Below are 1,394 nucleotides of genomic sequence, written 5' to 3'. Positions count from 1 at the left end.
CACTAGTGTTGCACTAATTAATATTCAATATTAAAAAGACTCAAAATCTTCACTAATCTTCTTTTACGCAAAGAAAAAGTCCTTTATAATAGATAAGTCAGGTGGTAACCCGTCCAAATCCACTAAAAAAGGACTTACGCATGGACAAGATTACACGAAAAACTTCATTTGGACAATGGTTTTCTCCAATAAATCTCAAAACTTTTGAAGAACAAGTGAAAACCATGAAGTTAGACTACTATACAAAAAAATTATCGACGGAATCATTTCTGAAATTATTGCTTTTTTCTCAGCTGACGGAAGTCGAAAGCCTGCATGCACTTGGTGATTGCCTTTTCGATGATCAGCTCCAGAAAGAGATTGACCTTGATTCCATCAGTGTTTCTCAGATGTCACGACGGTTAAATGGCCTGAATCCGGACCTGTTCCAGATCCTTTTTCTTGATTTAGTCGGGAAGATTCATGCAAAGACTCACCACACAAAAATGGTGATGCCCTTGAAAATCATTGATTCGAGCACATTGCCTCTTAATTTGACGAATCACAGGTGGGCGAAATTCCGTAAAACAAAAGCCGGTGTAAAATTACATCTGCGGCTGGTCTTCATGGAAAAAGGAATCTCCTACCCCGAAAAGGCAGTGATGACCAAAGCCAGTGAACACGACCGCGGTCAGCTTGAGGTCATGGTCGATGATAGGGAATGCATGTATGTCTTTGACCGGGGATACCTTGATTACGAACGCTTTGACCGTATGACGGATGATGGCTATTTCTTTTTGACCAGGCTGAAGAAAAACGCAGTCATTCGGAAGGTTTACGACTTTAAGATCCCTGATGACTCCGCTGTTTTGTCTGATCAAATGGTGTTGATCGGCACGACGCAAAACCGGGCTGAGAATTACTTCCGTCTCCTAAAAGTGATCGATTCAAGAGGCAACTTGCTTCAGTTGATTACCAACCGTTTTGATTTGGAACCAGACGAAATTTCAGACATGTATAAATCACGATGGACCATCGAGCTGTTCTTTAAATGGATCAAGCAGCATCTGAACATCAAAAAGTTCTATGGCCAAAGTGAGTGGGCCATCCAAAACCAAGTGTTCATCGCATTGATCGTTTACTGCCTTCATGTCCTTGCGCAACTCGAGACGGAAAGTAAGCAGAAGACCCTGCAGATCAGCCGATATTTAAAGGCTGCATTGTGGAAACCGGCCCATATCTGGATTCGAAAAATAGAAGGAAAAGCCATTCCTTAAAAAGCAAGGTGCCGCTGTCACTCTAGTCTAATTGTAAAATAATTTCCAAATGGATGGAGCCACCTTTGATTAGGTAATTACTTTTTTGGCTCTTAAAGATGAAAATTATTAAACTGAAAATTGTGACATTATTTATGC

General features: G+C 40.7%; 1 protein-coding gene. It reads left to right on the top strand.

From position 1 onward, the window contains the following. The first annotated feature begins 140 nt into the window (after positions 1-140). Positions 141-1,256, top strand: coding sequence for an IS4 family transposase (locus UB32_RS16940; protein ID WP_044395950.1), 1,116 nt, complete (start codon positions 141-143; stop codon positions 1,254-1,256). Positions 1,257-1,394: the final 138 nt, after the last annotated feature.

Source organism: Mesobacillus subterraneus, from assembly GCF_000934845.1.
Lineage (GTDB): Bacteria > Bacillota > Bacilli > Bacillales > Cytobacillaceae > Mesobacillus > Mesobacillus stamsii.
The sequence above is the reverse complement of the archived record's forward strand: the minus strand, read 5'-3'. Positions and strand labels throughout refer to the sequence as shown.